This is a genomic window from Klebsiella sp. M5al, assembly GCF_002090195.1.
Taxonomy (GTDB): domain Bacteria; phylum Pseudomonadota; class Gammaproteobacteria; order Enterobacterales; family Enterobacteriaceae; genus Klebsiella; species Klebsiella grimontii.
The window spans coordinates 5030977-5057184 of the sequence record NZ_CP020657.1 but is presented as its reverse complement, the minus strand read 5'-3'; the positions used below and the strand labels follow the sequence as shown (position 1 = coordinate 5057184).

26 protein-coding genes and 1 tRNA gene are annotated in these 26208 nt (G+C 56.1%); 11 read left to right on the top strand and 16 right to left on the bottom strand.

Going from position 1 to position 26208, the window contains the following annotated elements; genetic code table 11:
• The first annotated feature begins 36 nt into the window (after positions 1 to 36).
• Together yghX and BWI76_RS24260 are read left to right on the top strand one after the other, a co-directional pair.
• The gene (yghX, locus tag BWI76_RS24265) at positions 37 to 924 is read left to right on the top strand and encodes a YghX family hydrolase (protein ID WP_017145416.1); all 888 of its coding nucleotides are present in this window, start codon (positions 37 to 39) and stop codon (positions 922 to 924) included.
• A 78-nt stretch (positions 925 to 1002) separates the two neighbouring features.
• Positions 1003 to 1290 carry a DUF2623 family protein gene (locus BWI76_RS24260; protein WP_004105801.1) on the top strand — a complete coding sequence of 96 codons (288 nt, stop codon included), beginning with the start codon at positions 1003 to 1005 and terminating at the stop codon, positions 1288 to 1290.
• Between the two features lie 35 nt (positions 1291 to 1325).
• Here BWI76_RS24260 and yghU read toward each other — a convergent pair whose 3' ends face one another.
• Both yghU and BWI76_RS24250 read right to left on the bottom strand, forming a co-directional pair.
• Positions 1326 to 2192 carry a glutathione-dependent disulfide-bond oxidoreductase gene (gene yghU, locus BWI76_RS24255; RefSeq protein ID WP_004135788.1) on the bottom strand — a complete coding sequence of 289 codons (867 nt, stop codon included), beginning with the start codon at positions 2190 to 2192 and terminating at the stop codon, positions 1326 to 1328.
• Positions 2193 to 2252: 60 nt separating this feature from the next.
• Positions 2253 to 2813, bottom strand: a complete 561-nt coding sequence (locus tag BWI76_RS24250) for a DsbA family protein (RefSeq protein WP_004135790.1) — start codon at positions 2811 to 2813, stop codon at positions 2253 to 2255.
• Between BWI76_RS24250 and BWI76_RS28715 the strand changes: the two genes are divergently transcribed.
• The 3 genes from BWI76_RS28715 (at position 2813) to BWI76_RS24235 (ending at position 6336) form a co-directional block, all read left to right on the top strand.
• The gene (locus tag BWI76_RS28715) at positions 2813 to 2941 is read left to right on the top strand and encodes a hypothetical protein (RefSeq protein ID WP_305955025.1); all 129 of its coding nucleotides are present in this window, start codon (positions 2813 to 2815) and stop codon (positions 2939 to 2941) included. The two genes, BWI76_RS24250 and BWI76_RS28715, sit on opposite strands and share 1 nt — an antisense overlap.
• Positions 2942 to 3017: 76 nt before the next feature.
• A complete protein-coding gene (gene gss, locus BWI76_RS24245) occupies positions 3018 to 4889 on the top strand; it encodes a bifunctional glutathionylspermidine amidase/synthase (RefSeq protein ID WP_004135792.1) in 1872 nt (623 codons plus the stop codon).
• Positions 4890 to 5154: 265 nt separating this feature from the next.
• A complete protein-coding gene (locus BWI76_RS24235) occupies positions 5155 to 6336 on the top strand; it encodes a PLP-dependent aminotransferase family protein (protein ID WP_004135794.1) in 1182 nt (393 codons plus the stop codon).
• Positions 6337 to 6670: 334 nt separating this feature from the next.
• Here BWI76_RS24235 and BWI76_RS24230 read toward each other — a convergent pair whose 3' ends face one another.
• The 3 genes from BWI76_RS24230 to BWI76_RS24220 all read right to left on the bottom strand — a co-directional run bounded on the left by BWI76_RS24230 (position 6671) and on the right by BWI76_RS24220 (position 8086).
• Positions 6671 to 6859: a hypothetical protein gene (locus tag BWI76_RS24230; RefSeq protein WP_004135795.1), complete on the bottom strand. Its 189-nt coding sequence runs from the start codon at positions 6857 to 6859 to the stop codon at positions 6671 to 6673.
• Positions 6860 to 7040: 181 nt separating this feature from the next.
• Complete coding sequence (locus BWI76_RS24225; RefSeq protein WP_004135798.1) at positions 7041 to 7379, bottom strand: hypothetical protein; 339 nt, start codon at positions 7377 to 7379, stop codon at positions 7041 to 7043.
• A gap of 104 nt (positions 7380 to 7483) precedes the next feature.
• Positions 7484 to 8086 carry a short chain dehydrogenase gene (locus BWI76_RS24220; RefSeq protein ID WP_004135806.1) on the bottom strand — a complete coding sequence of 201 codons (603 nt, stop codon included), beginning with the start codon at positions 8084 to 8086 and terminating at the stop codon, positions 7484 to 7486.
• A 98-nt stretch (positions 8087 to 8184) separates the two neighbouring features.
• Between BWI76_RS24220 and BWI76_RS24215 the strand changes: the two genes are divergently transcribed.
• Positions 8185 to 9084, top strand: a complete 900-nt coding sequence (locus BWI76_RS24215; protein ID WP_004135809.1) for a LysR family transcriptional regulator — start codon at positions 8185 to 8187, stop codon at positions 9082 to 9084.
• 79 nt (positions 9085 to 9163) lie between these two features.
• Here BWI76_RS24215 and BWI76_RS24210 read toward each other — a convergent pair whose 3' ends face one another.
• Both BWI76_RS24210 and BWI76_RS24205 read right to left on the bottom strand, forming a co-directional pair.
• Complete coding sequence (locus tag BWI76_RS24210) at positions 9164 to 10309, bottom strand: trans-sulfuration enzyme family protein (RefSeq protein ID WP_004135810.1); 1146 nt, start codon at positions 10307 to 10309, stop codon at positions 9164 to 9166.
• A gap of 10 nt (positions 10310 to 10319) precedes the next feature.
• Positions 10320 to 11690 carry a pyridoxal-phosphate dependent enzyme gene (locus tag BWI76_RS24205; protein ID WP_004135812.1) on the bottom strand — a complete coding sequence of 457 codons (1371 nt, stop codon included), beginning with the start codon at positions 11688 to 11690 and terminating at the stop codon, positions 10320 to 10322.
• A gap of 545 nt (positions 11691 to 12235) precedes the next feature.
• Here BWI76_RS24205 and BWI76_RS24195 point away from each other — a divergent pair.
• Positions 12236 to 13624 (top strand): SLC13 family permease, encoded by a 1389-nt coding sequence (locus BWI76_RS24195; RefSeq protein WP_049085001.1) that lies wholly within the window; start codon positions 12236 to 12238, stop codon positions 13622 to 13624.
• Between the two features lie 135 nt (positions 13625 to 13759).
• On the opposite strand, the gene BWI76_RS24190 is transcribed toward BWI76_RS24195, so the two are convergent.
• Positions 13760 to 13835: transfer RNA gene (locus BWI76_RS24190), tRNA-Phe, on the bottom strand.
• Between the two features lie 105 nt (positions 13836 to 13940).
• A complete protein-coding gene (locus tag BWI76_RS24185) occupies positions 13941 to 14657 on the bottom strand; it encodes a DUF554 domain-containing protein (RefSeq protein WP_004135818.1) in 717 nt (238 codons plus the stop codon).
• Between the two features lie 437 nt (positions 14658 to 15094).
• Here BWI76_RS24185 and BWI76_RS24175 point away from each other — a divergent pair, with 437 nt between their 5' ends.
• Entirely contained in the window at positions 15095 to 17233 is a 2139-nt protein-coding gene (locus BWI76_RS24175) for an ornithine decarboxylase (protein ID WP_004135821.1), read from the top strand.
• A gap of 67 nt (positions 17234 to 17300) precedes the next feature.
• On the opposite strand, the gene BWI76_RS24170 is transcribed toward BWI76_RS24175, so the two are convergent.
• From BWI76_RS24170 to mutY, 4 genes are all read right to left on the bottom strand, one after another.
• Positions 17301 to 18557: a nucleoside permease gene (locus BWI76_RS24170; protein ID WP_004135823.1), complete on the bottom strand. Its 1257-nt coding sequence runs from the start codon at positions 18555 to 18557 to the stop codon at positions 17301 to 17303.
• Between the two features lie 193 nt (positions 18558 to 18750).
• Positions 18751 to 19833 carry a membrane-bound lytic murein transglycosylase MltC gene (mltC, locus tag BWI76_RS24165; protein WP_004135825.1) on the bottom strand — a complete coding sequence of 361 codons (1083 nt, stop codon included), beginning with the start codon at positions 19831 to 19833 and terminating at the stop codon, positions 18751 to 18753.
• A 50-nt stretch (positions 19834 to 19883) separates the two neighbouring features.
• On the bottom strand, positions 19884 to 20159 hold the full coding sequence (locus tag BWI76_RS24160; RefSeq protein WP_004105744.1) for an oxidative damage protection protein: 276 nt from the start codon (positions 20157 to 20159) through the stop codon (positions 19884 to 19886).
• A 27-nt stretch (positions 20160 to 20186) separates the two neighbouring features.
• On the bottom strand, positions 20187 to 21245 hold the full coding sequence (gene mutY, locus BWI76_RS24155; RefSeq protein WP_004135826.1) for an A/G-specific adenine glycosylase: 1059 nt from the start codon (positions 21243 to 21245) through the stop codon (positions 20187 to 20189).
• Positions 21246 to 21382: 137 nt separating this feature from the next.
• Between mutY and trmB the strand changes: the two genes are divergently transcribed.
• From trmB to BWI76_RS24140, 3 genes are read left to right on the top strand one after another with little or no spacing between them, the layout of a single operon-like run.
• Positions 21383 to 22102, top strand: a complete 720-nt coding sequence (trmB, locus tag BWI76_RS24150; RefSeq protein ID WP_004125186.1) for a tRNA (guanosine(46)-N7)-methyltransferase TrmB — start codon at positions 21383 to 21385, stop codon at positions 22100 to 22102.
• On the top strand, positions 22102 to 22428 hold the full coding sequence (locus tag BWI76_RS24145; protein ID WP_004135829.1) for a YggL family protein: 327 nt from the start codon (positions 22102 to 22104) through the stop codon (positions 22426 to 22428). The genes trmB and BWI76_RS24145 overlap by 1 nt, the downstream gene beginning before the upstream one ends.
• A 50-nt stretch (positions 22429 to 22478) precedes the next feature.
• Positions 22479 to 23198 (top strand): DUF2884 domain-containing protein, encoded by a 720-nt coding sequence (locus BWI76_RS24140; RefSeq protein ID WP_024358653.1) that lies wholly within the window; start codon positions 22479 to 22481, stop codon positions 23196 to 23198.
• A 48-nt stretch (positions 23199 to 23246) separates the two neighbouring features.
• On the opposite strand, the gene BWI76_RS24135 is transcribed toward BWI76_RS24140, so the two are convergent.
• The 3 genes from BWI76_RS24135 to BWI76_RS24125 are packed head-to-tail and all read right to left on the bottom strand — an operon-like array spanning position 23247 to position 26084.
• A complete protein-coding gene (locus BWI76_RS24135; protein WP_004135833.1) occupies positions 23247 to 24548 on the bottom strand; it encodes a TRAP transporter large permease in 1302 nt (433 codons plus the stop codon).
• Entirely contained in the window at positions 24548 to 25051 is a 504-nt protein-coding gene (locus tag BWI76_RS24130) for a TRAP transporter small permease (RefSeq protein ID WP_004135834.1), read from the bottom strand. The genes BWI76_RS24135 and BWI76_RS24130 overlap by 1 nt, the downstream gene beginning before the upstream one ends.
• 46 nt (positions 25052 to 25097) lie before the next feature.
• Positions 25098 to 26084 (bottom strand): TRAP transporter substrate-binding protein, encoded by a 987-nt coding sequence (locus BWI76_RS24125; protein WP_064371644.1) that lies wholly within the window; start codon positions 26082 to 26084, stop codon positions 25098 to 25100.
• Positions 26085 to 26208 lie beyond the last annotated feature (124 nt).

Sequence of the window (26208 nt, the reverse complement as noted above, 5' to 3'; positions counted from 1 at the left end):
TTTGCTTAAAGGGCGCTTAACAACGGAGGCAGGGTGATGACGCGATTAACGGCCAAAGATTTCCCGCAGCAGCTGCTCGAGTATTATGACTACTATGCCCACGGCAAAATCAGCAAACGCGAGTTTCTCCAGCTGGCGGGAAAATATACCGTCGGCGGAATGACCGCGCTGGCGCTGTTTAATCTGCTGAAGCCCGACTATGCCCTGGCAGAGCAAGTACCGTTCACCGACCCGGATATCCGCCCGGAGTATATTCATTATCCCTCCCCTGACGGCCACGGCGAAGTGCGGGCTTACCTGGTGACGCCGACGAAAATAGCCGACAAAGCGCCCGCCGTGGTGGTGGTTCATGAGAACCGCGGCCTGAACCCCTATATTGAAGACGTAGCCCGGCGGGTAGCGAAAGCGGGGTATATCGCGCTGGCGCCGGATGGCCTGAGCTCCGTCGGCGGCTATCCGGGGAATGATGATGAAGGCCGCGCGCTACAGCAGAAAGTCGATCCCGTGAAGCTGATGAATGACTTTTTTGCGGCGGTCGAATTTATGGCGAAGCATCCGCAGGCGACGGGGAAGGTCGGTATCACCGGTTTTTGCTACGGCGGCGGCGTCAGCAACGCGGCGGCGGTGGCGATCCCGGAGCTGGCCTGCGCGGTGCCGTTTTACGGCCGCCAGCCGCCGTTGAAGGAGGTCGATAAAATTAAAGCGCCGCTGCTGCTGCACTATGCCGGCCTTGATAGCGGCATTAATGAAGGCTGGCCCGCCTATGAACAGGCGCTGAAGGCGCATAATAAAGTCTACGAGGCCTATCTCTATCAGGGCGTGAATCACGGCTTTCATAATGATTCCACGCCGCGCTACGATCGGGCTGCGGCTGACCTGGCCTGGCAACGTACGCTGGCGTGGTTTGAAAAGTATTTACGCTAGCGCAAACGCCATAAATAGCGCTACCGCTCGCTCAAAAAATCGCTATATAATTTATTATATAACGATTGGGAGAGCGCGATGGAAAATCATTTTGGAAAAGGCTTAATGGCGGGGCTACAGGCATCCCATGCTGACACCGCCGCGCATGCGGCGAATTTTTGCACCGACTATAAACGCGGGTTTGTGCTCGGCTACTCGCACCGCATGTTTGAAAAAACCGGCGACCGCCAGCTCAGCGCCTGGGAAGCGGGGATCCTCACTCGTCGCTATGGCCTGGAAAGAGACATGGTGATGGACTTCTTCAAAGAGGGCGGTTCTTCGACCGCGATGCGCTACTTTATGGCGGGCTATCGGCTGGAAAGCTAAAAACCGGAGGCGGGCGCCTCCGGTGGGCCAGAGCGTTACGCCTGGCGCTTATCTTCGGTTTGCGTTTCGAAGTCGCTGGCGGCATGGCGCTCATGAAGCTGCTCATTGAGCGGGCCAGAGGTACGGTTAACCATGCGTCCACGCTGTACGGCGGGGCGATTGCCAACATCCTGCGCCCAACGCAGCACGTTTTTATAGCTTCCGGCATCAAGGAATTCGGCGGCATTATAGACATTCCCCAGCACCACGTTGCCGTACCACGGCCAGATAGCCATGTCGGCGATGGTGTACTCCTCTCCTGCCACAAAACGGCCGCGGGCAAGCTGCTTGTCGAGCACGTCAAGCTGGCGTTTGGCTTCCATCGTAAAGCGGTCGATCGCGTATTCGATTTTCACCGGCGCATAGCTGAAGAAATGGCCAAAACCGCCGCCGAGGAACGGGGCCGAGCCCTGCAGCCAGAACAGCCAGTTGAGAGTTTCAGTGCGGCCTGCCGGATCTTTAGGCAGGAAGAAGCCGAACTTTTCCGCCAGATAGAGCAGGATGCTGCCGGATTCAAAAACGCGGGTCGGCGGCGTGGTGGAGTGGTCGCGGAGCGCGGGGATTTTCGAGTTCGGGTTAACCTCGACAAAGCCGCTGGAGAACTGGTCGCCTTCGCCGATGCGAATCAGCCAGGCGTCGTATTCCGCGCCGCTGACGCCTAATGCCAGCAGTTCTTCCAGCATAATGGTCACCTTCTGCCCGTTAGGCGTCCCCAGCGAATAGAGCTGAAGCGGGTGCGCGCCCACCGGCAGCACCCGATCGTGCGTTGCGCCGGAAACGGGACGGTTGATATTGGCGAATGCGCCGCCGTTGTTTTGCTTCCATTCCCACACTTTAGGTGGCTGGTAGTTATTCTCTGACATGCTGATCTGCCTTTTTAGTGAGGTGTTGAAGTCGTGGCGCTAAACTTTCGGTGCGCCGGTCTAAGCCAGAATCCGCGCGGCCCATACGCTGACGTCGTCGCCGCTGCCGAGATCCGCCTGCACCAGGCCGTTAACCATAAAGGTCGGCGACACGTGGATGCCGTTCTGGCGGGCATACTTGCTGTGCCATTTGATCTCGTTTTGCAGCTCCGGGCGGGCAAACGCCGCGGCCAGCGAAACGTGGCTATAGCGTTCGATACGCTCGATAATCTGCTGCGGCGTGGCGTCCATGTTTGGCCCGCTGCAGTGGTCGGTAAACTCAAACTCTTCGCGGTGGTCGGCGACGGCTTTAAGCACCTTATGCGCCTGCTCCCGGCCGTGCGGCAAGGTGGAAGCGGCGAGAATGCAGCGCACGATGACGCCGGAAAACAGATGCCAGGGCTGGGACTGGAGACGAATTTTGATCGTCACGTTATCCGCGCCAACTTCATCCAGCAGATCATCCAGCTTATTAAAGGCGCGCACGGAGAAAGGGCAGGTGGGTTCGAGGAACACCTCAAAGGTGCGTGGGCCATGCCCCCAGACCAGCGGTTGGGCAGTCAGATGCGAAGGTGTGCTCATTGTCGACTCCTGTTTTTTTTATCTCAAATAACGATATCACTTTTGCCCGGCGGCGCAGGCTTATTTTCCTTAAGGGCACGATTAGCGAATCGAATGAGTGGTATCATCACTCCACCTCTGTCTGGTAAGTGCCTGCGGCAGGATAAGAAGAGGGAGTTTTGTTTCGCCAACTGCCCGGGCTGCATTAATTTGAGGTCAGGCTAAATGAGCAAAGGTTCGACAAGCAGTGACGCCCCGTTTGGTACACTCTTAGGCTACGCACCGGGCGGCGTGGCGATTTATTCTTCGAATTACAGTAGCTTAAATCCGCAAGATTACCCGGATGACGCCACGTTCCGCAGCTATATCGGTAATGAGTATATGGGGCACAAATGGCAGTGCGTGGAGTTCGCGCGCCGCTTTCTGTTCCTCACCTACGGTTTTGTTTTCACCGATGTCGGCATGGCCTACGAAATCTTCTCCCTGCGTTTTTTACGCGAGGTGGTCAACGACAATATTCTGCCGCTGCAGGCGTTCGCCAACGGCTCCCGCCGTCCGCCGATCGCCGGCTCACTGCTGATCTGGCAGAAAGGCGGCGAGTTTAAGCACACTGGCCACGTGGCGGTGATTACGCAACTGGTAGGCAATAAGGTCAGGATTGCCGAGCAGAACGTGATTCACTCGCCGCTGCCGCAGGGCCAGCAGTGGACCCGAGAGCTGACGCTGGAAGTGAAAAACGGCATCTACACGATTAAAGACACCTTTGCCGATACCGAAATCCTCGGCTGGATGATCCAAACCGCCGATACCGAGCACAGCCTGCCGCAGCCGGTGCTGCCGGGTGAGGCGATGGCCATCAAAGGCGCGCGGCTGCCGAATAAAGGCCAATACCGCGGCAACTGGCTCAACGAGAAAGATTCGCTGCAAAAAGCCTACGTGGAAGCCAACGGCCACGTCATCAATAAAGACCCTTACCAGTATTTCACCATCACCGAAAGCGCCGAGCAGGAGCTTATCAAGGCCACCAACGAGCTGCATCTGATGTACCTGCACGCCACCGACAAGGTGATGAAGGATGACAGCCTGCTGGCGCTGTTCGATATTCCGAAAATTCTCTGGCCGCGCCTGCGCCTCTCGTGGCAGCGGCGTCGCCATCATATGATTACCGGCCGCATGGATTTCTGTATGGATGAGCGCGGGCTGAAGGTATATGAGTACAACGCCGACTCCGCGTCCTGCCATACCGAAGGCGGGCTGATCCTCGAACAGTGGCTGAAACAGGGCTACTACGGCACCGGCCACAACCCGGCGGAAAACCTGCTGGATGAGCTGGCTGGGGCGTGGAAGCACAGCCGGGCGCGTCCTTTCGTGCACATCATGCAGGATAAGGATCTGGAGGAGAACTACCACGCGCAGTTTATCCAGCGTTCGCTGACCCAGGCCGGTTTTGAGAGCAAAATTCTGTTTGGCCTTGATGAGCTGCGCTGGGATGCCGCCGGGCAGCTGATCGACGCCGACGGTCGTCTGGTTAACTGCGTCTGGAAAACCTGGGCATGGGAAACCGCCATTGAGCAGGTGCGGGAAGTCAGCGCCGATGAGTACGCGGCGGTGCCGATCCGTACCGGACACCCGAATAATGAAGTTCGCCTGATAGACGTTCTGCTGCGCCCGGAAGTATTAGTCTTCGAGCCGCTGTGGACGGTCATCCCCGGCAATAAGGCGATTTTGCCGGTGCTGTGGTCGCTGTTCCCCAACCATCGCTATCTTCTGGATACCGATTTTGTGGTCAACGAGCAGCTGGCGGAAAGCGGCTATGCGGTTAAGCCTATCTCAGGCCGCTGCGGCAACAATATCGACCTGATTGGCCCGCAGGACGAAGTGCTGGATAAAACCAGCGGCCAGTTTTTCGACCGCAAAAATATCTACCAGCAGCTGTGGTGCCTGCCAAAAGTGGATGGCAAATACATCCAGGTTTGCACCTTCACCGTCGGCGGTAACTACGGCGGGACCTGCCTGCGCGGAGATGATTCTCTGGTGGTTAAAAAAGAGAGCGATATTGAGCCGTTAATCGTGCTAAAAGACACAGATAGCCGTTAAGTTTGGCCCGGATTGCGGCGATGAGCGCCTTATTCGGGCTGCGGTTCTCGTCACCTGCGGCATTTGTAGCCCGGGCAAGGCGCATCGCGCCGCCCCCGGGGGAAGGCCGCAGGATGCTGAAGAATATCCCGGAGGCGATGCTGCGCATCTGTCCGGGCTACCGAACATACGAACCCGTAGCCCCAGTGAGCATAGTGCGACCGGGAGAATTATCGGTAAAAAATAGATAAAACATCACAACAACAAGACAGAAAAGGAAAATAGTATGCACGATCGGCGACTCGCCGCCCGCGCGGGTGAACTTAAGCCCTCCGCCGTCCGCGAACTCCTCAAGCACAGTAAACTGCCCGGCGTGATCTCCCTGGGCGGAGGTATTCCGGCCCCGGAGCTTTTTGATACCGAAGGCCTGAACCTGGCGGTGCAGCAGGTGATGAACGGGCGCTTTAACGATGCGTTTCAGTACGGGTTGACCGAAGGTTATCCGCCGCTGCGTCAGGCCGTTAGCGAACTGTGTCAGGCGCGCGGCGTTGCCTGCCCGGCAAGCCATGTCTATATCACCTCCGGTTCGCAGCAGTCGCTGGATATCGTCGCCCGCACGCTGCTCGATCCGGGCGATGCCATCGTCGTTGAGCGCCCGACCTATCTGGCGGCGCTGCAGGTCTTCCAGCTGGCGCAGGCGAACATTCTCAGCGTCGATACCGATGATGACGGTATGCTGGTGGAGCAACTGGCCGACCTGCTGGAAACCACCCGGGTGAAAGCCGTTTACCTGGTGCCGACGTTTGGCAACCCCGGTGGGAAAACCCTGAGCGAAGCGCGCCGTCGCCGCCTGGTAGAGCTGGCGAAAAAGCATGACTTCGTCATCATTGAAGACGATCCGTACGGTGAAATCAGCTTCACTGACGAAGTACGCCGCCCGCTGTATCAGTACGCGGTTGAGCTGGGCTGTGAAGATCAGGTGGTTTATACCTCCACCTTCTCCAAGATCCTCGCGCCGGGGATGCGTATTGGCTGGATCGTCATGCCGGACTGGCTGGCGCAGCAGACGGTGATCGTCAAACAGGCGGCGGATCTGCACACTAACATGCTCTCGCAGGTGATCACCGCGGAATACCTGAGCATGAACCGTCTGGAAAGCCAGATTGCCCTGATTCGCGAAGATTATCGTAAGAAGTGCGTGGCCCTGGCCGACGCGCTGGAATCGCAGCTTGGCGAGCATCTGGAGTTCAGCCGTCCTAAAGGTGGTATGTTCCTGTGGGCTCGCTTCCGTTATCCGTTCGATACCATGGAATGGATGAAGAAAACGCTGGAAAACGGCGTAGTCTACGTGCCTGGGGAAGCGTTCTATAACGATAACCCGGATACCCGCACGCTGCGTCTCTCCTACTCTACGGTGTCGGCGGACGGTCTGATGACCGCCGTCGAGCGTCTGGCGAAGTCGCTGTAATCGCCCTGCTCTGCGCCGTTGGCGGCGCGGGGCTTCCTTGCCGTTCTCTTCTCTAAGCCCCCCATCTTCATGCGAATGCATGGTCTGCCCGTTGAGCGAAAAACAGCAATGAGTAACGTGAAAATGGCTTGGGCGGGGTTTTTGAATCGCCCGTAGCCTTTGGCTACGGGCGAGAGAAACACAGAGGCGGGCCTTCTGCGACTTATCGTCGGCCCGGGTCGTTAATCCTGGTCGGCAATGCGATCGTCAAGCCAGATCAGCATCAATGCGGAAAGAAAAGCAACAGCGACGGTACCAATAGCTAACAGCATAAGAAGAGCCTCAGGGGTTTTTATTATTTTTCTGCGTTGACCGATGAGCGATTATTTCTGTCTGTGATGGTGACTTTGGTTGCTGACTGGGATGTGGCGAGGGTGAAAAAATCGTCAGCATCGATATCGAAATTGAGGACGATTTCTTTGTACTTCCCGCAATTCATTAACTCTTTTGCTTCTTTCATACTACTGGCTGTAATAGTAGGCATCAGTTTCATCTCGTTGAAAAACTGAGAAGCAAAATAAGAGCTTGTCGATACCAGATCAACTACTTTTTATGATAAGGGCAATCCGGCGTCAGATTGATGATTGCCGCCGCCAATAGCCAATTGAAACATAATTTCTGTTTAACCTTTCCTGCCAGCGTTTCGTTTTGCTCAGCGCGAATTCTTAGCGCGAACGCTGTTTTTCGCTCATCAGCTGGCGACAGCGCTGCTGGTCCTTGCTGATACTTTTCTGTTCTTCCGGCGTGAGCTGCTGCCAGGTGTCCAGCATCCGTTGGCCCAGGGCGGGCACGTAATGGGTCTTATGTAGCGCATAGTCCGAATTGCCGCCTTCAATCATATTTTCCATATCGCGGAGAAACGCGCGGCTGTCCTGATGGTCGATCGCGCAGAAGACGGAGCGGTAGTACGCGACATCCTCTTCGGCGTAGCGGGGCGTGAACCACCAGATAAGCAGGGCGATAAGCGCCAAAAGCGGGGCAATAAAAGCGAGTTTTTTCAACATGAGTGGTTCAAAAAGGCAAATTGAAGGGCCAGTGTAACTGTTGATGGAACAGGATGTAAGCGCCGTCGCGGGCCGGAAGGGGGATTCCAGCCCGCAGCGGCCGGTTAGTAGCCGACCTTATAGATCCGTCCGTTCTGGATGCCTTCTACGCTGCGGCGGTAGGCCTGAGCCACGCTGGCGGCGGGGACGCTGGCAAAACCGGGGAAGAAACCGTCGTAGGCTGCCGCCGATTCCGTTAATACGGTCGGGCTAATCAGGTTAATGCGTATTCCGCGCGGCAGTTCGCAGGCGGCGGCGCGAACGAATCCTTCCAGCCCGGCGTTGACGGTGGTGGCATTGACGCCCTGAGCGATGGGCTCATGGGCGACGATCCCGCTAATCAGCGTAATAGATCCGCCATCGTTCAGATAATGCTGGCCGGTCAACGCCAGGCGAATCTGCCCCAATAGCTTATCCTGTAAGCCCTGGTTGAAATCGCCGTCGGTCATGGTTGCCAGTGGGCCAAAGAACAGATTACCGGTGGCGGAAACAATCGCGTCTACCCGGCCGGTTTTCTCAAACAGGCTCTCTACGCTTTGCTGTGAGGTGATATCCACTTGATAGTCGCCCTGAGTGCGGCCGACGTGAATAACCTCATGACGCTGACTTAACTCTTGCGCAACCGCGCGGCCAACGGTACCGCTGGCGCCAATAACGATGATTTTCATAGCAGGTTCCTCTCTCGGGTGAGAGGCTATTCTTTAATAAAACAGATATCGGATAAACTGGCTAAAAGTTAAATGATTACTAACCTGAGGTTTGCAATATGGATAAGCTGCGGGCGATGGAGACCTTTATTGCGGTGGTGGAATGCGGAAGCTTTACCGAAGCCGCATCGCGGCTCGATATGTCGGCGGTGATGGTCGGGAAATATATCGCGCTGATCGAGCGGCAGCTTAATACCCGTCTTCTTGAGCGCAATACCCGCCGCCAGAGCCTCACCGACGCCGGGCGGGTCTATTTTGACGAGGCGAAACGCGTCCTTGAGCAGGTTTCCATCGCCGAAAGCGCGGTGGAGAGGCTGCGGATCGCGCCCGCGGGGACGCTGCGGGTAAGCGCGCCGACGTCGTTTGGCGCCTGCGTGATCGCACCGCTGGCCGCCACTTTTCTCCAGGCCTGGCCCGACGTGCGCGTGGAGCTGGATCTGACCAACCGGATGGTCGATCTGGTGGATGAAGGTATCGATCTGGCGATCCGTATCGGCGAGATCCGCAATAACGATCTGGTGGCAAAGTATCTCGCGCCCTACCGGATGACGATCTGCGCCGCGCCCGGGTATTTAGCCCGCCACGGTACGCCGACAACGCCTGCGGACCTGGCCGATCACCTCTGTTTGTCGCATACGGTGTGGACCGCGCGCAATGAGTGGAAGCTGCCGGGCGCGGAGGAGGGCGTCCGCTGGAAGCGCGATGCTGTTCTGCGCTGTAATGATGGCTACGCGCTGCGAACGGCGGCGATCGCCGGCGCCGGACTGCTGCTGCAGCCGGAAGTGCTGCTGGCAGATGCGCTCGAGTGCGGCCAACTGGTGCGCGTGCTGGAGGCTTATACTCCACAGCCGAGGCCGGTTCATCTACTCTGGCGGCAGGACCTGCGCCCGCTGCCGAAGCTGACGCGGTTTGTTGAGCATCTTTTGCAGGGGCAGCGCCAGAACGGGCTGACCGCTTAATTCTCTGCCGGGCGGCGGGCCTGATGTGATGGGGGGCTTGTCGGCCCGGCAAAGCGTTAGCTGCTGCCGGGCAATCTGCTTAGTCGCGCAGCGCATGGCGCCAGTCGGCGATCAGATCCTGCGGATCTTCAATCCCTACCGACAGACGAATCAGCTGCGGAGTAATCCCGTTGGCTAACCGCTGCTCCAGCGGGATCGACGCGTGGGTCATGCTAAACGGCTGGCTCACCAGGCTTTCCACGCCGCCGAGGCTCTCCGCGAGGGTAAACAGCTTCAGTTTACGAATGATCCGCTCGGCGTAGCTATCGTCGCCTTTGACCACCACGGAGATCATCCCGCCGGGAAGCGCCATCTGCCTGCGCGCCAGCTGATGATGCGGATGCGAGGCCAGCCACGGGAACCAGACCTTTTCGACCTGCGGCTGCTGCTCCAGCCACTCGGCGAGCAGCAGCGCATTGCTGCTGTGGCGCTCCATACGCAGCGCCAGGGTACGAATACCGCGCAGCGTCAGGAAGCTGCTGAACGGATCGAGAACGCCGCCAACCGCGTTTTGCAGATAGCCCAGCTTTTCCGCCAGCGCGGCGTTGTCGCCGACCACCGCCAGCCCGGCGACCACATCGGAGTGGCCGTTGAGGTATTTGGTCGCCGAGTGCACCACGATATCGAAGCCCAGCTCCAGCGGACGATGGATAGCCGGCGAGGCGAAGGTGTTGTCGGTGACGCTGATAATATTGTGCCGCCGGGCAATGGCGGCGATAGCGCTGAGGTCTGCCAGCTTAAGCAGCGGGTTGGTCGGCGTTTCGACCCAGATCATGCGCGTATCGGGCCGAATGGCCGCTTCGATGGCCGCCAGATCGTCGGGCTTCACCCAGCTCACCCGCAGGCCGGCGCTGCGGCGGCGAACGTTTTCAATCAGCCGGTATGTGCCGCCGTAGACATCGTCGACGGCGACCAGGTGGCTATCTTTATCCAGCAGCTCCAGCACGGTTGAGATGGCCGCAAGGCCGGAAGCAAAGGCGTAGCCGCGCGTGCCGCTTTCCAGGTCGGCAATTGCCGTTTCCAGCGCGTGGCGGGTCGGGTTGCCGCTGCGCGAATATTCGTACCCGGTATGCTGGCCCGGCGCGGGCTGGGCAAAGGTAGAGGTGGCATAAATAGGCGGCATCACCGCGCCGTGTTCATCGGTAAATGTGCCGCTATGTACGCTCAGAGTATGCAAATTTGTCATTGAAAAGTCCTTACTGTTCGAGTCGGTTACGCCAGGTGGTCAGCACATCGCTGCGGGTAATGAGGCCAAGAAAACGATCGTTGTCGGCGATAACGGCTACCAGGCCGCGATCGAAAATGGCTTTCAGCGCGCTTTCCGGCGCGTGCTTATCCAGGGTTTCCACGTTACGGGTCATCGCTTCCCTGACCGGCAGAGCAAAGCGCTGGCTGTCGCCCTGGACGTGGCTAATCAGATCCCATTCGTCGACGATGCCGACGACGCGGCCGTTTTCCAGCACCGGCAGCTGTGAGATGTCGTAGAGGCGCATACGCGCGAGGATGGCCGCCAGGGTATCGTCCGGCGCGGCGGTGACGGTTGCCCCTTCGTCGTGGCGCAGAGCGATAAAATCGCTGAGATCGCCGCGCGATGGGCGGCTTAAAAAGCCCTGCTGGCGCATCCAGTCATCGTTAAACATCTTTGATAAATATTTATTGCCGCTGTCGCAGGCGAAGGTCACCACGCGTTTAGGGGATGTCTGCGACCGGCAGTAGCGCAGGGCGGCGGTGAGCAATGTTCCGGTAGAGGAGCCTGCCAGAATACCTTCAACCTGCAGCAGCTGGCGGGCGGTGGCGAAAGCTTCGCTATCGGTGACGCGGTAAGCGCTGCGGACGCCTTCAAGATGGGCCAGCGGCGGAATAAAGTCTTCGCCGATCCCTTCAACCAGCCAGGAGCCGGTTTCACCGTAGCGCCCGGTTTCGACCTGGTCCGCCAGAATGGAGCCCGCCGGATCGGCAAGGATAAATTCCGTTTTAGGGGAGTGTTCAGCAAACCAGGCCTGTAGCCCGCCGAGCGTTCCGCCGGAGCCGACGCCGACGACGATCGCGTCGATATCGCCTTCCAGCTGCTGGAAGATTTCCGGGGCAGTGGTGGTGGCATGCGCCAGCGGATTGGCCTCGTTATTAAACTGGTCGATATAAAAGGCGCCTGGCGTTTCGTCGGCAAGACGCCGGGCGTAGTCCTGATAGTAGGCGGGATGGCCTTTGTTAACGTCCGAGCGGGTAAGCTGCACCTGCGCTCCCAGCGCGCGCAGATGGAAAATCTTCTCGCGGCTCATTTTGTCCGGCACCACCAGGATCAGGCGATAATTTTTCTGCGCGGCGATCAGCGCCAGCCCGAGGCCGGTATTGCCGGCGGTGGCTTCGATAATCGTGCCCCCGGGCTTTAATTTTCCTTCGCGCTCTGCCTGGGTAATCATGGATAGCGCGACGCGGTCTTTTATCGAGCCGCCGGGATTTTGATTTTCCAGTTTTAGAAACAGGTTGCAGGGGCCGGTATCCAGCTTATGCAGCTGCAGCAGGGGAGTATGACCAATCAGGTCGCTAACGGAATGAAAAACTGACATAACATTTTGCCCATTCGTATCGAGATGATTTGAATGGTAGGGCTGCAAAATTGGCATTTTAAAGAACTTTTGTCTGCCGTTAAGAGCAAAAAGGAATATAAGATGCTTTTTAGCCATCCGGAGGGAAAGGTTGTTAGCCGCCTGGGCGTGTCGATTTCCAGAAAATAGCTTTTTTGCCGGGTTTTTCACCGAATTATCCGTTTTTACGCGCTGCTTTATCTCTATTTCAGAAAAGGATTGCTGAAAATAATCGATAGTTCCCAGCGGCAACTTTCAGGTGCCAGCGAAAATATCAGTACCCGGTATACCGGGGCATTGTTCAACGACGGAAATTCAGGTGAGTGAATTAATCCTGATAAGATGTTCCTGCTCGCTTCAATAAATAACCTATATCAGGAACCCTATTTCCAAAAATATCCTGCCCAGTAGTTAATCAGTCGGAAAATTGTCTGGTACGATCCAGTTAACAGAACAGGAACATAATTTATACCTGCAAGACATATACATGTAATGATTCAGTCGTAACCAGTTACAAGGAAGCTACTATGAATAAAAACGACATGAGTCCTTTACCCACCAATACCCACGAGTGGTTTTTTAATCGTAACAGCATCATCATTTTGCTCGATATTGTTCTGTTTATCGTTCTCTACAACACGCTACCCTATGAGCCGAAGGTGGTCATGGGACTGAGTATGCTCGCTTTTATCGCCGTATTATGGTTAACGGAAGCGCTGCATGTGACCGTTACGGCAATAATGGTTCCCGTCATGGCCGTGCTGCTGGGGGTATTTAATACCCAGGCGGCGCTAAACAGTTTTGCCAACTCTACGATATTTCTTTTCCTCGGCGGCTTTGCTCTGGCGGCGGCGATGCATGTGCAGGGGCTGGATAAAGTCATTGCTGATAAGGTATTAGCGATGGCGAGGGGTAAAATGAGCCTCGCGGTCTTTATGCTGTTTGGCGTGACGGCGCTGCTGTCAATGTGGATCAGTAATACGGCGACGGCCGCAATGATGATGCCGCTGGTATTGGGGATCCTGAGCAAAGTCGATAGCAAAAACAGCCATTCGACCTATGTGTTTGTGCTCCTGGGGATTGCCTATAGCGCCAGCATTGGCGGGATGGCGACTATCGTCGGCAGTCCACCGAATGCGATTGCCGCCGCCGAGGTGGGGCTCTCCTTCTTTGACTGGATGAAGTTCGGTTTCCCGGCAATGATCGTCTTACTGCCTGTCGCTATTGCGATTCTTTACCTCGTGTTCAGGCCGGAACTTAAGGGGACCTTCGAAACGAATAGTGAACGGGTCGATTGGGATAAAGGCAAAATAGTCACCCTGGCTATTTTTGCGCTTACCGTATTCTTCTGGATTTTCAGCGGACCCATTAACGATCTGCTGGGCGGTTTTAAATCCTTCGATACCATCGTGGCTTTAGGCGCCATTATATTGGTCAATTTCGCCCGGGTGGTTCACTGGAAGGATATAGAGAAAACGGCTGACTGGGGCGTGCTGCTATTATTCGGCGGTGGTATTTGCTTAAGTAATGTGTTGAAAGAGACGGGCACCAGCTTGTTCCTGGCAAACCAGATTAGCGGGATGGTGGCTCATATGGGGATATTTATTATTATCCTGGTGATTGCAACATTCGTGGTGTTTCTAACCGAGTTTGCCAGTAATACGGCCAGCGCTGCGTTGCTCATTCCCGTATTTGCCTCGGTGGCCGAAGCGTTCGGCATGTCTCCTGTGATTCTGTCGGTATTGATTGCCATTGCGGCTTCATGCGCTTTTATGCTGCCCGTGGCGACGCCGCCAAACGCTATCGTTTTCGCCACCGGTCATATCAAGCAGCAGGAGATGATGCGCGCCGGCCTGTTTTTGAATATCGCTTGTATTATCGTTTTGACCGGATTTAGCATGTTGTTTTGGGTATAACTTTTAATAAGCGAGTTTCCACCCAATATCATTGCAAATGAAGACTACCTTGCGGCGAATAATCGAATGCAGTTCGATGGAGAGTCCGGTCGCAGAAAAGCAAAAACCCGCCTTGTGGGCGGGTTCTTTAAATAGTGGTGCCCGGACTCGGAATCGAACCAAGGACACGGGGATTTTCAATCCCCTGCTCTACCGACTGAGCTATCCGGGCAACGGGGCGCATTAAACCTGATTCACCGCACCTCGTCAACGAAATTTATCTGTTTCGCAGCAGACTGAACAATCTATCACCAGATTGCGTCAAAAGCACGCATCTTCAGGCGAAAAACGCCGTCCAGGCCACTGAAATCGGCATCGCCAGCACCAGGGCCGGTAGCATATTCACCACTGCGAACATTTTAATTCCGCAAATGCGCAGACCAGTTGCGACCAGCAACATGCCGCCGACGGCGGTGAAATCCGCCATCATCATCGGCGTGGTTAACGGCATAATCAGCGACGCGCAGGCCGCCAGCGCCAGCTGGATGGCCAGCATCGGTACGCAAATGGCCGAGACCGCCAGCCCCAGGGTGCAGGCGAAGATGGTGGCGGTAAAGAAGTCGAGAAACGCTTTGGCGATAAGAATGCTGGCGTCGCCGGTCATCCCTTCGCGCATCGCGCCGAAAATCCCGGTTCCGCTGGCGCAGAACAGCACGATAATCGCGACGTAGCTTTGAATATAGGACTCATGCGCTGAGACCTTTTTCTGCCCCTTTTTGGGCGAAAGCAGCTGCTGGAGCTTACTGACCAGCGTATTAATGCCTTTCTCCATGTTGCACACTTCGCCGAGCAGCGCGCCCACCAGCGTTGAAAGCACCATCACCGGCAGGTTGGCGCATTTGATCACCAGCAGAATGCCGATGCCTAACGACGCCAGGCCAAAAATAGAGGTCATTGATGTCCGAATCCGTTCCGGCAATCTTTGACTTAAAAGCGCGCCGAGCACGCCGCCCAAAAGGACCGCGCCGGCGTTAATAAATGGCCCTGTAACCACAGCATGACTCCTGTTAATTATCCCTAATGACTGCATTATTATGACGCCAAACGGGCAAAAAGGCTTGCGCATCCGTGGTGTGGCTGCATACGTAATTCATCTTGCGCGGTAGATTTAAAGGTGACATGATTGCGCGAATTTTCTCCTCTCCTGAATGAGGCCGCCGTGATGACGACATCGCCGCTACATCGCCGTTGCCGTTGCGTACAGATGCGCAGGCAGCCTCGTCTTGCTACCCTTACTCTGCAACTTCTGCCCGCCATGCGGTGAGCGTAACGCAGGCTCACTGCAGGACAACAGTAAGATCGGACGCGGTCTGCTTTTACTGATGTCTGGCGGTCGGAGCTGGGATCCAGCCAGACCCTGACAGTTCGTTGGCCAGAGCACAGATGCCCTGGCCTAAGCCTTTTACTCTCCGGAAACGGGTATTCGCGCTCATGAAATCAATGCACATTGCCGCCAGCCGCGAGCTGGTATCCCGCCTGTCTACCCATCGTCGCGTGGTGGCCCTGGACAGTACCGATTTTACCGATGTGGCGGCAGTCGTCATTACCGTAGCGGACAGCCGCAGCGGCATCCTTGCGTTGCTGAAACGCACCGGGTTCAACCTGCCGGTTTATCTGTTCAGTGAAGCTGACCACGAAAAACCGCAGGGCGTCATGGCGATCGTTAGCGGCAAAGAGCAGGAGTGGCTCGAACTGGAAGCCGCCGCCTGCGGCTACGAAGAGAATCTGCTGCCGCCGTTCTTCGATACGCTGACCCAATACGTTGAGATGGATAACAGCACCTTCGCGTGTCCGGGCCATCAGCACGGCGCCTTCTTTAAGAAGCATCCGGCGGGACGGCAGTTCTTTGACTTCTTTGGCGAAAACGTCTTTCGCGCCGACATGTGCAACGCCGACGTTAAGCTTGGCGATCTGCTGATTCATGAAGGGTCTGCCAAACACGCGCAAAAGTTCGCGGCGAAAGTGTTCAACGCCGATAAAACCTATTTTGTCCTTAACGGCACCTCGGCGGCGAACAAAGTCGTCACCAACGCGCTGCTGACGCGCGGCGATCTGGTGCTGTTTGATCGCAATAACCATAAATCCAATCATCATGGGGCGCTGATTCAGGCAGGCGCGACGCCGGTCTATCTCGAAGCATCGCGCAACCCGTTCGGTTTTATCGGCGGGATTGACGATCGCTGCTTCGATGAAAAATACCTGCGCGATCTGATTCGCGAGACGGCGCCGGAAAAAGCTGATATGCCGCGCCCGTTCCGCCTCGCGGTGATCCAGCTCGGGACTTATGATGGGACGGTATACAACGCCCGCCAGGTGGTCGATAAAATCGGCAGCCTGTGCGACTACATCCTGTTTGACTCGGCCTGGGTCGGCTACGAGCAGTTTATCCCGATGATGGCCGACTGTTCGCCGCTGCTGCTGGACCTGACGCCGGATGACCCGGGCATTTTTGTTACGCAGTCGGTGCATAAACAGCAGGCCGGTTTTTCGCAAACGTCGCAGATCCACAAAAAAGACAATCATCTGCGCGGACAGGAACGTTTTTGCCCGCATAAGCGGCTGAACAACGCCTTTATGTTGCACGCCTCGACCAGCCCGTTTTATCCGCTGTTCGCCGCCCTGGACGTGAATGCCAAAATTCACGAAGGCGAGAGCGGGCGCCGCCTGTGGGCGGAGTGCGTGGCGCTGGGTATCGAAGCGCGCAAGGCGATTATCGCCAACTGCAAAATGATCCAGCCGTTTATTCCGCCGGTGGTGGCGGGGCGTCCGTGGCAGGATCATCCTACCGAAGCCATCGCCCGCGAACGGCGTTTCTTTAGCTTTGAGCCGGGCGCGCGCTGGCACGGCTTTGAAGGTTATGCCAGCGATCAGTACTTCGTTGACCCCTGCAAACTGCTGCTGACGACGCCGGGGATCGACGCCGAGAGCGGGAAATATACCGATTTTGGCATTCCGGCGACCATCCTCGCGCACTATCTGCGCGAAAACGGCATCGTGCCGGAGAAGTGCGATCTGAACTCCATTCTGTTCCTGCTGACGCCCGCAGAGAGCGCGGAGAAGCTGGCGCAGCTGGTGGCGATGCTCGCCCGGTTTGAGCAGCATATTGAATCCGATACCCCGCTGGCCGACGTTCTGCCGACCATCTTTAACAAATATCCGGTGCGCTATCGGGATTACACCATCCGCGAGCTGTGCCAGGAGATGCATAACCTGTACGTCAGCTTTGACGTGAAGGATTTGCAAAAAGAGATGTTCCGCAAGAAGAGCTTCCCGCGGGCGGTGATGAACCCGCAGGACGCCAACCGCGAGTTTATTCGCGGTAACGTTGAGCTGGTGCGCTTAAGCGCAGCCGAAGGGCGGATTGCGGCGGAAGGCGCGCTGCCGTATCCACCGGGCGTGCTGTGCGTCGTGCCCGGAGAGATCTGGGGCGGGGCGGTGCTGCGCTATTTCCTGGCGCTGGAGGAAGGCGTCAATATGCTGCCGGGCTTCTCGCCGGAGCTCCAGGGGGTCTACAGCGAAACGGACCCTGACGGCATTAAGCGGCTATATGGCTATGTGCTGAAAGCATAAAAAACGCGCCCCGTTGATAACACCGGGGCGCGTTTTTTTATTCGTAAATCTGGGGTAAGCCGTTTATTTAATGTGCGACGGTCTGCGCCCCGGTTGGTACGCGGACGTGCTTGTACTTAAACAGCGCCACAAAGGCAAACGCCAGCACCAGCGAATAGCCGGCGAAAATCAGCCACACGGTTTGCCAGTCGGTGATCCCTTCGACGGTAAAGTGCTCTACGACTTTGCCGCTCACCATCCCACCAAGTATGCAGCCAAACCCGTTGGTCATCATCAGGAACATCCCCTGCGCGCTGGCGCGGATTTCCGGGCGAACCTCTTTTTCCACAAACACCGAACCCGAGATGTTGAAAAAGTCGAAGGCGCAGCCATAAACGATCATCGACAGCACCAGCAGCACGGTGCCGAACGGGGTCGGATCGCCGTAAGCGAACAGGCCGAAGCGCAGCATCCACGCCACGATACTGATCAGCATCACGTTCTTGATGCCGTAGCGGCTGAGGAAGAACGGAATGGTCAGGATGAACAGGGTTTCCGAGATCTGCGAAATCGACATCATCACCGAGGCGTGCTGCACGATAAAGCTGCTGGCGAACAGCGGATCTTTATCAAAGCTGTGCAGGAAGGTGTTGCCGAACATATTGGTGATCTGCAGCTCGGCGCCCAGCATCATCGAGAAAATAAAGAAGATCGCCATGCGTTTGTTTTTAAACAGCGCGAAGGCATCGAGGCCCAGCATGGCGGTCCAGCTCTGGTTTTTCTGCTGATTAGCCACCGGAATATGCGGCAGCGTCAGGGTGAAGAGCACCAGCAGTAAGGAGAGCGCCGCGCCGATATAAAGCTGCATATGGCTCAGCTCAAAGCCGGAGAAGCTGACGGCCCACATGGCGAGGATAAAGCCGATGGTGCCCCAGATACGAATCGGCGGGAAATCGGTCACGATATCCATATCCGCAGACTGCAGGCGGTAGTACGAAATGGTGTTAATCAGCCCCAGCGTTGGCATATAGGCCAGCGAGTTGAGCAGGATGACGAGGAACATCTCGCCCGGCGTGGTGACCTGGGCGGCGAGCCACAGCGTCAGCGCGCCGACCAGATGGCAAATGGCATAAACCCACTTGGCGCTGATCCATTTATCGGCAACGATACCGAGCAGCGTCGGCATAAACACCGCGGCGATACCGAGCGAGCTATACACCGCCCCGATGGCCGCTCCGTCGAACTTGAGGGTGACGAACATATACGAGCCGAGCGTGGTGAGCCAGCTTCCCCAGAGGCAGAACTGCAGGAACGACAGTACTTTGAGCTGCAGCTTAAGATTCATGTTTTGATCCTCACGGATATAGAATTGTTTTGTGTTTTAAATAACATTTATAGCGTTATTTTGGTTGGATTCTATCATTTATGCGGTGGATGCTTTTGTTAACTGCCGCAGAAAATCGTAAAAGAGTTGCGCAACTCTATTGGGTATAGCAGAAGGAATGCGCCCTTGAGGAAACAAGGGCGCTGGAGGGAGATTACCTGCGGCGGTAGCCTTTCTGCGCAGAGTTAACCTTGTACAGATAACGACGCGACTCGGCGGAGGGGTGACGGCTGGTGATGGTTTGATAAACATCGCCCGGCGTCATGTTGTTGATGATATTCGCCGCCTGAACCTTATCGCTGGAGAAGACCCGCAGTACGCTGCCCGCGCCGCCGTTATAGGCGGTGATAACCGCATAGCGACGCGAGGTAGGGTTGGTGATACCGGACAGATAGACGTTGTTCAGCATCGCCAGATAGGCGGTACCGGTGTCGATGTTATTGACCGGGTCGAACAGGTAGCTGCGGCTCGGCAGGCCTGATTTCCCCTGTGAACGGAACACGTCCTTCCCGGCGCTGTGCTGCACCACCTGCATCAGCCCCAGGGCGTCGGCGTGGCTGACCGCATAGGGGTTAAAGGAGGATTCGGTTTGCATAATCGCCAGGATCAGCGATTCATCAACGCCGTATTTGCGCGACGCCTGACGGACCATGCCAATGTATTTATGCGCGCGTTTGTCGAGGTGGTTCGGCACCAGGTTAATGGTGATGCTGTAGATCATGCGCGGGCCGTTGCTGCGGCTTTTCAGGCGGGTTTGCAGCAGATAGTCGGCGAAGCGCGAGGCGCGCCACTCCCAGCGAATCGCCTCGCCGGTGTTATCCACCACCTGGCCATACAGGAACGGCTCTTTTGAAATCTGAATATCATCGACGTCGGAATAGAGGTCGATGGAGTTAGGGTCGTCGCCCATTAGCAGGGTTTTTATAATCGCCTGGCGCAGGCGCCCGGCCGGGTCGGTGCCGGCGATGGTTTCAACGGTAATCGTCCCCGCATCAAAGTTGATGTGGCTGCGGGTTTGATACTGGTCGGTGTATTTGACGTAGTCCTTCGGCCCGGCGAGCAGAACTTCGTTATAACCCCAAATATTCTCGATGTTATGGGCGAACTGGCCCATCAGGATATCAAAGCCGTTGGTGTCCTTCACCCACGCCTCGTTATACTCGGCGCCTTTTTTGGTTGAGCTGGAACACGAAACGAGCAAAGGCGCAATCAGCGCTAGCGCTAAGTATTTTTTCATCATTCCGGGAGTGCGTGTTGTGTTTATTGTTGTAAAGGGCCGTCAGGCCCTTACTGTTTTTCTGGCGGCGTATAGCCTTCGATGTGCACGTCTTTGCCTTCAAACAGGAACTGAACCATCTCCTGCTCCAGCAGTTTGCGATGCTCAGGGTTCATCATGCTGAGTTTTTTCTCGTTGATCAGCATCGTCTGCTTATGCTGCCACTGGGCCCAGGCTTCTTTGGAGATTTCGTTATAGATGCGTTTGCCCAGCTCGCCCGGATATAGCTGAAAATCCTGGCCATCGGCTTCACGCTGCAGGAAAGTACAAAAAATCGTTCTGCTCATTCTTAATCCTCTTTAATCGCCAGAAAGCTAAACCGGTGCTCCGGCTTTTAACTGTTGCAACAAGCGCTCCACGGGGGCCGCCAGACCGACGGACGGCGGCTGCGCTAAGTTATACCAGAGTGCGCCCCCTTCATCCATGCATGCGCCGGATGAGTGCACTGTAAGCCACATCGGCACAATATCCAGATGGAAATGGCTGAAAGTGTGGCGGAACGCGGTTAATTGCGTCAGATTCTCGGCCCCGATCTGCCGCTGGGCCAACCACTCCCGCAGCGCATCTTCATCTTCAAACTGCGGGAAGCAGAACAATCCCCCCCATAATCCCACCGGCGGGCGCTGGGAGAGAAACACCTTGTCGCCGTGCTGCATCAGCAGGAAATAGCCGGTACGCTCGGGGATCGTCTGTTTCGGTTTTTTGCCTGGATATTGATCCCATGAATGATTTGCGTAGGCCACGCAGCCGTTATTCAGCGGACAAAGCTCGCATTTCGGCTTTGAGCGGGTACATACCATCGCTCCAAGGTCCATCATGGCCTGGTTAAAACGCTCGACCCCATTGGCTGGCGTGACGTCTTCGCTGATATCCCACAGGCGTTTCTCAACCTCTTTTTTCCCCGGCCAACCGCTGACAGCATAGCAGCGCGCGAGCACGCGCTTCACGTTGCCGTCGAGAATCGGATAATGCTGACCGAGAGAAAGGGACAAAATCGCGCCGGCGGTGGAGCGGCCTACGCCCGGCAGCGCGGCGACTTCATCGAAGGTCTGCGGGAATTTTCCGTCGTGCAGGGTGGCCACCTGCTGCGCCGCTTTATGCAGATTGCGCGCGCGGGCGTAATAGCCGAGTCCGGTCCACAGATGCAGGACTTCATCGAGGGGCGCGTTCGCCAGATCGGTAATTGTTGGGAAACGCGCCATAAAGCGTTCAAAATAGGGGATAACCGTCGCCACTTGCGTTTGTTGCAACATCACCTCGGAGAGCCATACTTTGTAAGGCGTCTTGCCGATTTGCCAGGGCAGGGTTTTACGCCCGTATTTGTCGTACCAGTCCAGTACCTGGGCTGAAAATTGCGCGGCGAGAAAAGTCAAAGCTACGGCTCCGGGAAAGCGATTATAAGGTGGCAGATTGCAGCACAAGGGCGAGGGGCTGTAAACCCTTGCATCCGCCGGGTAACTTTGGATAATGCCCGTTTTCCGAACACATCTCACAAGCAGACTTAACTTTTATGAAAAACGACGTCATATCTCCGGAATTCGATGAAAACGGCCGCCCGCTGCGCCGTATTCGCAGCTTCGTCCGTCGTCAGGGCCGCCTGACCAAAGGTCAGCAGCACGCGCTGGACACTATTTGGCCGGTGATGGGCGTTGAATTCAACGAAGCGCCGCTCGATTTCGCCGCCCTGTTTGGCCGTGAAGCGCCGGTCACGCTGGAGATTGGTTTTGGTATGGGGGCGTCGCTGGTGGCGATGGCGAAAGAGAAGCCGCAGCAGAATTTCCTCGGCATTGAAGTGCACTCGCCGGGCGTCGGCGCTTGTCTGGCGTCCGCCGAAGAAGAGGGCGTGCAAAACCTGCGCGTCATGTGCCACGATGCGGTGGAAGTGCTGCATACCATGATTCCGGATAACTCCCTGAGCATGGTGCAGCTGTTTTTCCCTGACCCGTGGCACAAAGCGCGTCATAATAAGCGCCGTATCGTTCAGCCGCCTTTTGCCGAACTGGTGAAAAGTAAACTGAAGCTGGGCGGCGTCTTCCATATGGCGACCGACTGGGAGCAATATGCCGAGCATATGCTGGAAGTGATGTCCTCGCTTGAAGGGTATCGTAACCGGTCAGAAAGCAACGACTATGTGCCGCGCCCGGAATCGCGCCCGGTAACCAAATTTGAACAGCGTGGTCATCGTCTTGGCCACGGCGTATGGGACTTAATGTTCGAGAGGGTGAAATAATGGCAACGAATCGTAGCCGTCGTCTGCGTAAAAAAATGCATATCGACGAGTTTCAGGAAGTAGGTTTCTCCGTCGCGTGGCGCTTCGCGGAAGGAACCAGCGAAGAGCAGATCGACCAGACCGTTAACGATCTGATTGAGGAAGTGATTGAGCCTAATAAGCTAGCCTTTGACGGCAGCGGCTATCTTTCCTGGGAAGGGCTGATCTGCCTGCAGGAAATCGGCAAATGCACCGAAGAACACCAGGCCATCGTGCGTAAGTGGCTGGAAGAGCGCGGGCTTGCCGATGTGCGCACCAGCGAACTTTTTGATATCTGGTGGGACTAAGTTTGACAAGGGTCGGCAGCTGCCGGCCCGTTTTGTCTGAAGGGAGTTAAATGATGCGCAAAACGCTGTTGGCAGTGGCGCTTTCCGTCACCGCTTTGTCCGCGCATGCGGACTACCAGTGTAGCGTCACGCCGCGTGACGATGTCATCCTCAGCCCGCAGCAGGTGCAGGTGAAAGGCGAAAACGGCGATCTGGTGATTAAGCCGGACGGCAATCTGACCTTTAACGGGAAAGCCTATGCGCTGAACGCCGCTCAGCGCGAGCAGGCGCAGGACTATCAGGCTGGACTGCGCAGCAGCCTGCCGTGGATTGATGAAGGTGCCCGCACGCGGGTAGAAAAAGGCCGCGCCGCGCTGGATAAAATCATTACCGAACAGGTGGGGGCCAGCAGCAGCATGCATAGCCGCCTGACCAAGCTTGATGCGCAGCTGAAAGCGCAAATGGGCCGCATTATTGAACATCGCAACGATGGGCTGACCTTCCACTATAAAGCCATCGATCAGGTGCGCGCCGACGGCCAGCAGCTGGTAAACCAGGCGATGGGCGGTATTCTGCAGGACAGCATCAACGAGATGGGCGCGAAGGCGGTTCTCAAAGGCGGCGGTAACCCGCTGCAGGGGATCCTCGGTAGCCTCGGCGGCCTGCAAACGGCCATTCAGGACGAATGGAAAAACCAGGAGGCAGATTTCCAGCAGTTTGGTAAGGACGTCTGCGGCCGCGTGGTCTCCCTTGAGGAGAGCCGCAAAGCGCTGGTGGGGTCGTTAAAGTAAGTTTTAATTCGCTACCTGCGGGCGCAGGTAGCGATTATGGTCAGTCGGTCACATCAGCCCCAGCAGCTGCGGAATAAACAGCGAGATCTGCGGGATATACACAATCATCATCAGCGCGATCAGCAGGGCGGCGTAGAACGGCAGCAGCGGTTTGATGAGCTGCTGAATTTTAACGCCGGAAATAGAGCAGCCTACAAACAGCGCGCTGCCTACCGGCGGCGTCAGCAGACCGATGCACAGGTTAGCGACCATCATGATGCCGAAATGCACCGGATCCATCCCCAAATCCTGCGCGATGGGCAGGAATATCGGCGTGAAAATCAGTACCGCCGGGGTCATATCCATAAAGATCCCGACGATTAACAGCACGATATTAATCAGCAGCAGAATCACCACCGGGTTTTCAGAAATCCCCATTAGCGCATCGCTTATCATGTAGGGGATATCGGCGTTGGTCATCGCCCACGACATGCCGACGGAAAAGCCGATCAGCAGTAGCACGATGGAGGTCATCACCACCGACTCAAGGATCAGCTTCGGCAGATCGCGCCACTTCACTTCCCGGTAAATCAGCACCGACAGAATAAAGGTGTAAACCACGGCGATAGCCGATGCTTCGGTCGCGGTGAAAATGCCGCCGAGGATCCCGCCCATCACAATGATCACCAGCAGCAGGCTGGGCAGGGCGTCGAAAAACGCTTTTGCCGCCTGGGCGCAGGTGGGACGTTCTGAAACCGGGTAGCCGCGACGCTTAGCGATGATGGCGCAGACCACCATAATGGCCAGGCCCATCAGGATGCCCGGCAGATAACCGGCCATAAACAGCGACGCGACGGAGACGCCCCCAGCCGTCAGAGAGAAGACGATCAGGACGTTTGACGGCGGGATGAGCAGGCCCGTGATGCACGACGAGACGTTAACCGCCGTGGAGAAAGCCGGATCGTAACCTTTCCGGGTCTGAATGGGGTTAAGCGTTCCCCCTACCGCCGCCGCCGCGGCGACCGCCGAACCTGAAATCGAGCCGAACATCATGTTCGCCAGTACGTTAACGTGGCCCAATGAGCCTGGTACGCGGCCAACCATCACCTGCGCCAGGTTGATTAAGCGGATGGCAATCCCGCCGCTGTTCATCAGGGTACCGGCAAAGATAAAGAATGGAATCGCCAGCAGGGCGAAGTTGTCGAGGCCGTTCGCCAGGCGCTGAGAAACGGTAATCACGGCAATATCCCACGGGAACATCAGCAGCATTGAACCGACGGTGGCGATGCCAATGGAGAAGGAGATGGGGACGCCAATAAAAACCAGAATAAAGAAAGAGCCAAATAGCATCAGTGCGATATAGCTGTCCATCAATTTGCCCCCGCTTCTTCGTTCTTCATATTTTTCAGCCCGTTGCTGATAAAACAGAGCGTGTAAAACATCATAATGATGCCGGTTAGCGGCAGGATCAGATACACATAGCCCATGGGGATCTGCATCGCGGCCGAGACCTGCGACGTCGATAGCGTTTTTTCAATCAGCTTCACGCCGCCGGTGACAATCACTGACCCGGCAAAAATAAAGATCAGCAGATTAATAATGACGCTGAGCAGCGCCTGCCTGCGGGGAGGAAGCGTCATGGCGAGTAAATCGATCGCCAGATGACGCTGGGCGCCGACGGTATATGCCGCACCCAGCAGCCCGACCCAGATCATCAAAAAGCGCGCCAGCTCGTCGGTCAGGGTGCTTGGCTGGTTTAGCACGTAGCGGCTGAACACCTGCCAGACGACGCAGACCACCAGCGCAATCATAACGGCGACGGAGAATGCGGCGATCGCGCGGTCTACCGCGAGCTTTATGCGGTTAAGTATCATCATTGTTTTCCCGGTGAAAGCGGGCCAGCGGCTGGCCCGCTAAGTGTTATTCAGCAGCGGCTTCAAATTTGGCCAGCAGGGCAGCCTGCTTCGGATCTTTTTTGAAGTCATCAAACAGCGGCTGCACGGCGGCGCGGAACGGCGCTTTATCCACTTTGACGATTTCGCCGCCCATGGCTTTGGCCTGCGCGCGGGTGTCGGCGTCGATCTTGTCCCACAGTTTTTGCTGATAAACTTCGGAAGCTTTCGCCGCCTTGATCAGGATTTGCTGCTGATCCGGCGTCAGTTTGTCCCAGGTTTTACTGGAGATAACGAGGAAATCCGGGATGGAGGCATGTTCATCTTCAGAGAACACTTTAGCGATTTCGATATGGCGCGTTTGCACCCAGGAAGGCACGTTATTTTCCGCGCCGTCCACCACGCCCTGCTGCATGGCGGTATAAACTTCTCCAAAGGAAATGGGCGTTGGCGAACCGCCCATTAATTCGACCATTTTTAAGGTTGTCGGGCTGGCCTGGACGCGGATCTTCAATCCTTTTAAATCTTCCGGTTTAGTGATGGGCTTTTTGGCGTAAAAGCTGCGGGTTCCGGCAACATAAACGGAAAGCGCAAAGAAGCCTTTATCTTTCGTGGACTCCATTATTTCTTTGCCTACTTCACCGAAAACGACTTTATTGAAGTGATTCTGGTCCTTAAAAAGGAACGGTAAATTATATATCGCGTAGACGTTATCGAATGACTCCAGATCGCTGGCGGAACCTTTGGTCATATCCAGCGCGCCATTTTGTAATAACTCCAGCGTTTCTCGCGCGCTGCCCATTTGGCTACTGGGATAAATACGGATCTTCATAGACCCATTGGAAAGTTGGTTAACCTCTTTGGACATCTCCTCAAAGGCCTGATGAACAACATGGCTGCGTTCAAGGTTATGTGCCAGTTTTAACGTGACTTTTTCAGCCGCGCTGGCGCCTGAAGAGAGCAGGGCAAGTAAAGATACACACACCAGAGAACGAGAAAAAGAGAGTTTTTTCATGAGTCGGCTCCATGCACTTGGGGTAATTGGTCAATATCTTAAGAGTCATTCTTTGTTTCTGTATGACATATTATCCTTGTTGTCTGACATCTTTAAGCCGTCTGACTCACACTTTTTCTCAATG

Bases quoted from the DNA above. Each gene is read 5' to 3' on its own strand.
- BWI76_RS24160 (WP_004105744.1), bottom strand. From the start codon at position 20,159: ATGAGCAGAACGATTTTTTGTACTTTCCTGCAGCGTGAAGCCGATGGC.
- BWI76_RS24210 (WP_004135810.1), bottom strand. From the start codon at position 10,309: ATGACAAATTTGCATACTCTGAGCGTACATAGCGGCACATTTACCGAT.
- BWI76_RS24230 (WP_004135795.1), bottom strand. From the start codon at position 6,859: ATGCCTACTATTACAGCCAGTAGTATGAAAGAAGCAAAAGAGTTAATG.
- yghU (WP_004135788.1), bottom strand. From the start codon at position 2,192: ATGTCAGAGAATAACTACCAGCCACCTAAAGTGTGGGAATGGAAGCAA.
- yghX (WP_017145416.1), top strand. From the start codon at position 37: ATGACGCGATTAACGGCCAAAGATTTCCCGCAGCAGCTGCTCGAGTAT.
- BWI76_RS24260 (WP_004105801.1), top strand. From the start codon at position 1,003: ATGGAAAATCATTTTGGAAAAGGCTTAATGGCGGGGCTACAGGCATCC.
- BWI76_RS24220 (WP_004135806.1), bottom strand. From the start codon at position 8,086: ATGAAAATCATCGTTATTGGCGCCAGCGGTACCGTTGGCCGCGCGGTT.
- BWI76_RS24135 (WP_004135833.1), bottom strand. From the start codon at position 24,548: ATGGACAGCTATATCGCACTGATGCTATTTGGCTCTTTCTTTATTCTG.
- BWI76_RS24195 (WP_049085001.1), top strand. From the start codon at position 12,236: ATGAATAAAAACGACATGAGTCCTTTACCCACCAATACCCACGAGTGG.
- gss (WP_004135792.1), top strand. From the start codon at position 3,018: ATGAGCAAAGGTTCGACAAGCAGTGACGCCCCGTTTGGTACACTCTTA.
- BWI76_RS24130 (WP_004135834.1), bottom strand. From the start codon at position 25,051: ATGATACTTAACCGCATAAAGCTCGCGGTAGACCGCGCGATCGCCGCA.
- BWI76_RS24145 (WP_004135829.1), top strand. From the start codon at position 22,102: ATGGCAACGAATCGTAGCCGTCGTCTGCGTAAAAAAATGCATATCGAC.
- BWI76_RS24205 (WP_004135812.1), bottom strand. From the start codon at position 11,690: ATGTCAGTTTTTCATTCCGTTAGCGACCTGATTGGTCATACTCCCCTG.
- trmB (WP_004125186.1), top strand. From the start codon at position 21,383: ATGAAAAACGACGTCATATCTCCGGAATTCGATGAAAACGGCCGCCCG.
- BWI76_RS24235 (WP_004135794.1), top strand. From the start codon at position 5,155: ATGCACGATCGGCGACTCGCCGCCCGCGCGGGTGAACTTAAGCCCTCC.
- BWI76_RS24175 (WP_004135821.1), top strand. From the start codon at position 15,095: ATGAAATCAATGCACATTGCCGCCAGCCGCGAGCTGGTATCCCGCCTG.
- BWI76_RS24125 (WP_064371644.1), bottom strand. From the start codon at position 26,084: ATGAAAAAACTCTCTTTTTCTCGTTCTCTGGTGTGTGTATCTTTACTT.
- BWI76_RS24215 (WP_004135809.1), top strand. From the start codon at position 8,185: ATGGATAAGCTGCGGGCGATGGAGACCTTTATTGCGGTGGTGGAATGC.
- BWI76_RS24250 (WP_004135790.1), bottom strand. From the start codon at position 2,813: ATGAGCACACCTTCGCATCTGACTGCCCAACCGCTGGTCTGGGGGCAT.
- BWI76_RS24170 (WP_004135823.1), bottom strand. From the start codon at position 18,557: ATGAATCTTAAGCTGCAGCTCAAAGTACTGTCGTTCCTGCAGTTCTGC.
- mltC (WP_004135825.1), bottom strand. From the start codon at position 19,833: ATGAAAAAATACTTAGCGCTAGCGCTGATTGCGCCTTTGCTCGTTTCG.
- BWI76_RS24140 (WP_024358653.1), top strand. From the start codon at position 22,479: ATGATGCGCAAAACGCTGTTGGCAGTGGCGCTTTCCGTCACCGCTTTG.
- BWI76_RS24225 (WP_004135798.1), bottom strand. From the start codon at position 7,379: ATGTTGAAAAAACTCGCTTTTATTGCCCCGCTTTTGGCGCTTATCGCC.